The sequence below is a fragment of the Salinisphaera sp. RV14 genome, assembly GCF_052044135.1.
Classification (GTDB): domain Bacteria; phylum Pseudomonadota; class Gammaproteobacteria; order Nevskiales; family Salinisphaeraceae; genus Salinisphaera.
The window spans coordinates 1-7403 of the sequence record NZ_JBQDYF010000037.1; the positions used below are offsets into that span (position 1 = coordinate 1).

The 7403-nt window shown below is 61.5% G+C and carries 3 protein-coding genes and 1 pseudogene; all 4 read left to right on the forward strand.

What is annotated here, in order from left to right; genetic code table 11:
• Positions 1-137: pseudogene (locus tag ACS8Y6_RS18190) on the forward strand (site-specific integrase); the annotation flags it as partial.
• Positions 134-1114: an HD domain-containing protein gene (locus ACS8Y6_RS18195; protein ID WP_440851437.1), complete on the forward strand. Its 981-nt coding sequence runs from the start codon at positions 134-136 to the stop codon at positions 1112-1114. The pseudogene ACS8Y6_RS18190 and the gene ACS8Y6_RS18195, both read left to right, overlap by 4 nt.
• Complete coding sequence (locus ACS8Y6_RS18200; RefSeq protein ID WP_440851436.1) at positions 1111-1527, forward strand: hypothetical protein; 417 nt, start codon at positions 1111-1113, stop codon at positions 1525-1527. The genes ACS8Y6_RS18195 and ACS8Y6_RS18200 overlap by 4 nt, the downstream gene beginning before the upstream one ends.
• Before the next feature lie 482 nt (positions 1528-2009).
• On the forward strand, positions 2010-7091 hold the full coding sequence (locus ACS8Y6_RS18205) for an AAA family ATPase (protein WP_440851435.1): 5082 nt from the start codon (positions 2010-2012) through the stop codon (positions 7089-7091).
• The last annotated feature ends 312 nt before the right edge of the window (positions 7092-7403 follow it).

The window sequence follows — 7403 nt, forward strand, 5'->3', positions numbered from 1 at the left end:
GCCACACCACCACCGAGATGCTATTCCGCGTCTATTCCCGTTACGTCCCCAATCTGACCCGGCGCGACGGCAGCGCATTCGACCGCTTTGTCACCAACGCCATCAACGGCGGGATGGACGAGGAGGGGCAGTCATGATCTCAATCGCCCATCTTGCCGGCCAGCGCGGTGCCCACGTGTCCGGTATCTACCGACTCATCGCCGTCAAACCCGCAGCGCCTGACCCGGGAGGCAGCCGGGCGCAGGTCACGATTGCGGACGCGACCGGGTTCGCGCTTTGTCGATTGTCGGTGGATAGTGACGGCTTTGCCGGACTGACCGACGTCCGAACCCGGTTCGTCCACATGGCCGGCCGAGTGATCGGATCGCCCAGCGGCATGATCCGCATCGACGCCGCTCGAATAGAGCGGGTCCTCAAGCCCGACCGTCCAAGCTGGCACCTGATGTCGAGGACCTGGGTGCCCGTCGACGGACTCGAGTCCTTCGACCGATTGATCGCACTGCTGGATCGATTGACCTGTCATCACATGCGATCGCTGGCCCATCGGCTGTTTTCCAGCCAGGCGATATCGGAGCCGTTCCTCTGCATCCCGGCGAGTCGATTGCATCATCACGCCGTCGACGCCGGCCTGCTCATGCACAGCGTCGAATGCGCTGAAATGGCCGAGACCCTGGCACCGTACGTTTTGCCGGCACATGAGCGCGATCTCGCCGTCATCGGCGCATTGCTTCACGACGTTGCCAAGATACGCATCATGAGATCGCCTGGGCAAAACCGACACGCCATCTATGGGGTGACCCAGGAAGCCCTGAACCTCGAAGTGCTGGCGCCCTTCCTGCGGCGCCTGGATCGCGACTGGCCCGAGGGCGGCGCGGGACTCCGCGAAATGCTCGCGCCGGCGCGACCCTGTGGCCGCCCCAGCAGCGCCTCACCGCTACTGCTCACCGATCTGGTCCGCTACATCGACCGGCTCAGCTCCGGCGCCGACATTCGCGCCCAGAGTTTCCGTGAGTCGCCGGCGTGGCGGCGCTGTGCCCGGACAGAGCAGGGTGATCTCGTGAAGCGCATCTTGCCCGCTGTCCACCGTTCCGGTGGGCTGCAGGTGTCGCCATGAGCCCGGAGGTCTACAAGGTGAACGAAGACGCGTGGTGCCTCGGTGACCTCTCATCCATTGCGACCCTGACCTTGTTCGACAGCGTACAACTGAAAGCAGCCTGCGATGCCGAAGCGAGCCATACGTTGCCTGTTGGCCGAGCCACGTGTCTTGCGATGGCCTACGTTGCTGTTGGATGGTGCGCCGGGTATCGGGACGTCCTACCTGGTATTGGCGCTGGGCACGCCTCTGATCACCTTCAATTGCTCATCGGTGACCGCCCGCTTTTTGCTGCGGCCAGGGTATTCGAGGACAAGCACATCGGCGCGGGTCTGGATGCGTCACATATCCTGTGGTGGGTGATCTCGAATGATCCTGACGCACTACCAGAGCCAACAAGATCGCTGAAGATCGACAAGCCGTCGACGGAATAAGTGGGGGCGATCGCGCAGTCGGTATACGAGGCGTTGCTGGATCAAGAGAGCGGCTGGCGCACACGTTTTTGCCGAGCCTGCGGGCCGATGTGAAGGCCGCGTTGTCTGGTTGGCTGCCGCGCGTGAAATCCGACGCGTTCTGATGAGCACGATGGGGCAGGCGGCGATGGCTCGATCGAGTAGCGATCATATCCGAGTTCGGCTCGACGATCACGAGAGTACTGGCGGTCGTACGAAGCGCCCGATCGGTTTTTTGAGTTAGCGTGGCCGGTAACGGGGGATAACCCGAAGGAAAGTCATCGGACGGCGGCTTTCGGCCAAAAGCGGACCATCATTAGGAGCACCATCGACGTAATAAAACGTCAAGTCGTCGTGCGTGTTGAAGTGAGTGGGGGTGCGTCGCCACTTGCGGGCGGCGTCATTAAGTGAGGCTTGAACGCCTATGCTCTACTGGGGAATGGTGAGATTGCGCGGGGAAGTGTATGAATGGTCAAAGTAAGAAACGAGTCTCAAGCCCGATCTCCACGGGTGGCGAGGGCGTTTTCTTCGAACAACACGTCGCGGCGTATTGGCTGGCGCAACTGCTGGTGCGTAGCATCCCGCCGATCCTGACTGATACTGGCGTTACCGAAGTCCATTTCCAGACCGAGCATCTCGGCTTCAATACGGATGACGTCCTGGTTGTCTGCGCGCACGCGGATAAGGCGGAAGCACGGCTTGTCGGGCAAGTGAAACGCAGTTTTACCATTAGTGCCGCAGACGAAGAGTGCAAGAAGGCTATTGGCGACTTTTGGAAGGATTTTAAGAAGGCCGACCCCTTTAATCCTGAGCACGACCGTTTTGTCCTCGTGACGCTGCGCGGAACGAACACGCTTCTGGAAAATTTTGTCGGGTTACTCGACTGCGCCAGAGGCGCAGCCGACGGCGAGGAGTTCGAAAGACGGCTTTCCCTCGACGGATTTATTTCCAAGAAGTCTGTCCATCAGTGCAACCAGCTTTGTGAGATCGTCAGTGAGCTGGAAGAGACGTCCGTCACCGCCGAAGCGCTGTGGCCTTTCCTGTGCGTATTGCACGTCCTAAGCCTTGACCTGCATACCTCCACGTGCCAGACCGAGGCCCACATAAAGACGCTACTCTCCCTCAAGTCTACCGATCCAGATCCCGTCGCCAGCGCAACGTCTGCGTGGGACGCTCTCCTGGCCTTTGCCAGCGAGGCCGAACCGGCCGCGCGGAGTCTGAAACGCGCCGACCTTCCAGCCTGTCTCGTCCAGGCGCACGGCGAGGTGGGCGCGAACGAGCGGCGCGTACTGACGGCACTGAAGAACCACACGGAATTCGTTCTGCGGAAGATCCGCACGACGATCGGGCCGGCCTTTCACCTGCGTCGCGCCGGCATTGTCCAGAAGGTGCTTGCGGCCATCGAGGCGAAGCAGGTCGTCCTAATAACAGGGCCAGCCGGCAGCGGCAAATCCGTGATCGGCAAGGAGGCGGTAGCCTTTCTCTCCCGCGAATTCTTCGCTTTTGGGTTCCGGGTCGAAGAATTCGCCGTCCCCCACATCGACGAAACACTCCACAACAGCCAGATTCCGGCGCACGCCACAGAGCTTCAGGCCATCCTCGGCGCACAGGGCCGCAAGGTGCTCGTGATCGAGAGCGTCGAACGCCTGCTTGAGAAACCGACGCGCGACGCATTCAGCGACCTCATGACGCTCGCCCAGGGTGACGACGGCCTCTGTATGCTCATGACCTGCCGCGACTATTCCGTGGAGCAGGTCCAGGCCAGCTTTCTCCAGACGGCGGGGATTGACTACGCGGTCATCGAAGTTTCGCCGCTTGACGACACCGAGTTGCAGGAGACCCAGGCCGCCTTTCCGTCGCTGGCAGTGCCACTCGCCAACCCCGCCCTGCGCGAGATCCTGCGCAACCCTTACTTCATCGACAAGGCATTGCAGATTCCGTGGGATGCGGGACGGCCGCTTCCGGAGAACGAGCGCGATTTCCGCGCTGTCTTCTGGCGGCAGATCGTGCGCGCGGACCAGAATCCGGCAGACGGCATGCCGCGTCATCGCGAAGAGGCGTTGCAGGAGCTGGCAGTAAGCAGGGCGCGTGCCCTGTCGGATTACGTGCCAGCTACGGGACTCAATGCTGCAGCCATCGCTCTCCTTAAACAGGACTCCCTCGTTGTTTCGCCCGACGACAATTCTTTGCTCGTGGCGACGGCGCACGACGTCCTTGAGGACTGGGCCATCCTGCAATGGATCGAGGAACGGCACCTTACGGATGAGACGGCGTTCAAGGCATTGTCGTCAGCGATAGGGCCGCATCCTGCAGTGCGCCGCTCGTACCGGAAGTGGGTTGCCGAACTGGTCGACCGCGACGCACCCGCAGCGGACCGGCTGTTCAGCGCAGCCATCGCACAGGCCGATGTGCCCGCTCAGTTCCGCGACGACACGTTAGTCTCGCTGCTCAAGGCACCGTCGGCGTCGGAATTCCTGACGCGGCACGAGGCCGAGCTGCTCGCCAACGACCGTGCGATCCTCAAGCGGGTCATCCACCTCCTGCGTGTCGCCTGTGTGACGTCGCCCGCGTGGCTTGCCGACGTGCGCGGCCACAGCTCGATCCTGAGCGTGCCGGAAGGTGCGGTCTGGGCAACCGTCGTGAGACTGGTGCACCGCAACATTGGCAGTTTCGGAGCGGAAGACGCACCTCTGCTTCTCGCATTAATCGAGGATGCCGTGCGCGGCGTCAGCTGGTGGGCACCTAGCATCGACGGGGCCGAACATGTTGCCGGAATTGCCCATTGGCTCCTCCCGCGCTTTGACCACTACAGGGGAGGAAACACGCGCCAACGCATTTTGAAGGTGATTGCCAAGATCCCGAAAGCCGACCCCGTGAGCTTCGAAGCCGTCCTGCGCGGGCAGATCAAGGAAGGACGCCGCCTTGATCCCATCGCAGACGAATTCCGCGACATCCTCCTTGCAAGCCTCGAAGGTGCGCCCGCCGCGCGCGATCTTCCGGACCTCTTGATCTCAGTCGCACTGGATACCTTCCTCGCCACGGAGGAATATCTGCACGCGGAACCCTATGGCCGCTCATCCATCGACGTCGACCTTTACTTCGGCATCAAGGAACACTTGCAACATAATTTCTTCCCTGCCAGTGCCTTCCGTGGGCCGTGGATCAACCTGGTCACGCACCATCCAAGAAAGGGCCTCGACTTCCTGATCCAGGTCTTCAACCACAGCGCCGAGTGGTATGCGCATCCGCGTCTCCATGACCGCCTCGAACCCGCCTGGGAAGTCGAGCTCACGTTTGCCGACGGGGCCACGCGGAAGCAATGGGTGAATCCGCGTCTCTGGGGCCTCTATCGCGGGATAAGCGTCGGGCCTTATCCGCTCCAGTCGCTACTGATGGCCTTCGAGAAGTGGTTGCTCGACTACGCAAAATCCCATCCCGAGGGGCTCGACGCGGTACTGCTCGAAATTCTCCAGCGCAGCGATTCCGCCGCGCTCGCAGCCGTTGTCGCGAGCGTGGCGACCGCCCATCCTCACCGGTCAGGCGAGGCCCTTCTGGTGCTGCTGTCGGTGCAGGACTACATCGAGATCGATCGCAGCCGCATGGCTGGCGAGCACCAAACTTCGAGCCTCCCGGGATTGTTTCCGACTCTCCGCGCCGAAAACAAGATCTACGAAGAGGAAAGGAGGGAATCCAACGGGCTGCCGCACCGCCAGCACGACCTTGAGGCGGCCATTGCAAACCTGCAACTCGGCCCTCTAGCTCCGAGAGCGCATGCCATCATCGACCGTTACATCGCAGCACTGCCAGCGCCGGACAAACGCAACAGGCAAGCCCTCACATGGCAGCTCGCCATTCACCGGATGGACTTACGTCAATACGACGTGGCCCCCGACCAGCCCGTAACGGGCGAAACGTCGGCAGAGAACGGCGATGGATCTCTGAAGAGTCACGTCCGCCTCGAACCCAAGCCGCCGGCTCCGGAAGTTCAGCAACTAGTTGACGAAAATAAGAGGCGGTTGGGCGAGATGAATGCCCGTGTGGGTGTTTACATGTGGGGCCTCCAGATCTTCCAGCGCGAGGATGGCTCTGCGGACCCTGCGCGGTGGCGGGAGAAGCTGACGAGTGTCCAGGGCATGGACCGCACCGCGGAGCATCCCGACAACAGCCGCAACGCTCCGGGATTTGTGGCTGCCGTCTGCGTCCGCGATCACTGGGACGAGATGTGGTCGGAAGAGAAGGAGTGGTGTATCGATGTCATCTGCTCCGAAATCTCCAGACACGCGGACCAATGGGGAACTATCGACCGCATGCAGCGGTTTTCGATGCTGGCTGATCGCCCCTGTGCCTTCGTCGTGCCTCTGCTGCTCTCCAAGCCCCTGACGGAAGCCCAGACGCCGCGCGTGCGGCAGTCCTTTATTGTCGCGCTAACCCATCCGATCGATGAGGTCCGTTGGTACGCCATCTGGGGCATGAACGACGAGGTATGGGCCGCGAACCCCGATCTTGCCCTGCGCGCCGTCAATGCCATCGCAACCGAGGCCGCCCTTGCCGACCGCGACTGGAAGGCCGAGGAGAAGAAGCGTTACGACAAGCGGCGCACGCCGGACACAATCTCCGCCGCCGCGGCCGCAGACGTTCGCGGACGGTTCTGGACCGAAGGGGAAATCGCCGAAGATGCGCACGTCAGGTTCGCCATCAATGAGGTATTCGGAGCCGAGGCGCACCCGAAGATCCTCTCGATCCTAGGCCAGATTCCCAACGAGCCTCTGGCCGTGACCGCACACCGGCGCGCCAGCGAAGACCTCGTCGAGTGCTGGAACCGTGAGCACGATCGTTCTCCCGACCGGCGCGACAGGAATTTTCACAGGGAGCAGGCGATATCCGACCGCATTCAGCAGTTTGCGATGCGCGCGTCAGATGCCGATGCCGAGCAAGTCCTGCAGCCGATCCTCGAAGCCGTTGACCGGCATCCGCGCGAGGTCCACAACGTCATCCAGGGGTTCACAAGCAGCGAGGACAGCAACCCCAATACGCCGCATTACTGGTTCCTATGGAACCTGTTTGCCGAGCGAGTCAAACGCGCTAAGTGGCTTGCGCATCTGGATAGGGAGCATCCCCACGGCAGCGAGGTGCTGTCAACGATCTTCCTGACCGCGTGGTGGAAGGACAACGTCCGTCACTGGCGGAGTCTTGAAGGCTACGCCCACAACGTCGACGCGCTCTTCGAGGCGCTGCCGCCGGCCTGGATCGTACTGGACAGCTATGTTCGCTTCCTCTACCACATCGGCGAGCGATCGTTGCCCGCTGCGTTTGTGCGCATCGCGAACGCGCTCGGGCGCGGAAGGCCAGCTGCTATGTTGCTGGACTCCAACACCGTCTTCATGCTCGAAGTTCTTCTCCAGCGGCATGTTTACGCAAGACCGCTGGAACTCAAGCGCGATCCGGCCCTGCGCCAGGCCATTCTTTGCGTGCTCGACATGCTTGTAGAGAACGGTTCCTCCGCCGCCTTCCGGATGCGGGACGACTTTGTGACGCCGGTTGCCTGACGTTCCCTTCGTCGGACAAGGAATTAGCTGAAAAACGAGCCGCGGGCTATTTCAACGAACTACGCCATGTGCTTTGGAGTACCGCGCATTATGAGGCGGGAAGACAACAGCAATTAATTTCCGCGGCGTCGCACGCCCCAGTCTCAAATGGCATCGTGGTTTGTAAGCCAATAATCCAAGGGTCCGCTTTGGGTCGCGATCGGCCAAAAGCGGTCCGTGGCGGAAACGGAACAATGAGATGCTGGATGGCCAGCCTAACGTAAACGGTCCACCAACCCCATCCTTCCGGCGGCATAACCGATAAGCCAATCT

What these genes read in the sequence shown, in the direction of transcription:
- ACS8Y6_RS18195 (WP_440851437.1), top strand. Translation starts at nt 134, where the DNA reads ATGATCTCAATCGCCCATCTTGCCGGCCAGCGCGGTGCCCACGTGTCC.
- ACS8Y6_RS18200 (WP_440851436.1), top strand. Translation starts at nt 1,111, where the DNA reads ATGAGCCCGGAGGTCTACAAGGTGAACGAAGACGCGTGGTGCCTCGGT.
- ACS8Y6_RS18205 (WP_440851435.1), top strand. Translation starts at nt 2,010, where the DNA reads ATGAATGGTCAAAGTAAGAAACGAGTCTCAAGCCCGATCTCCACGGGT.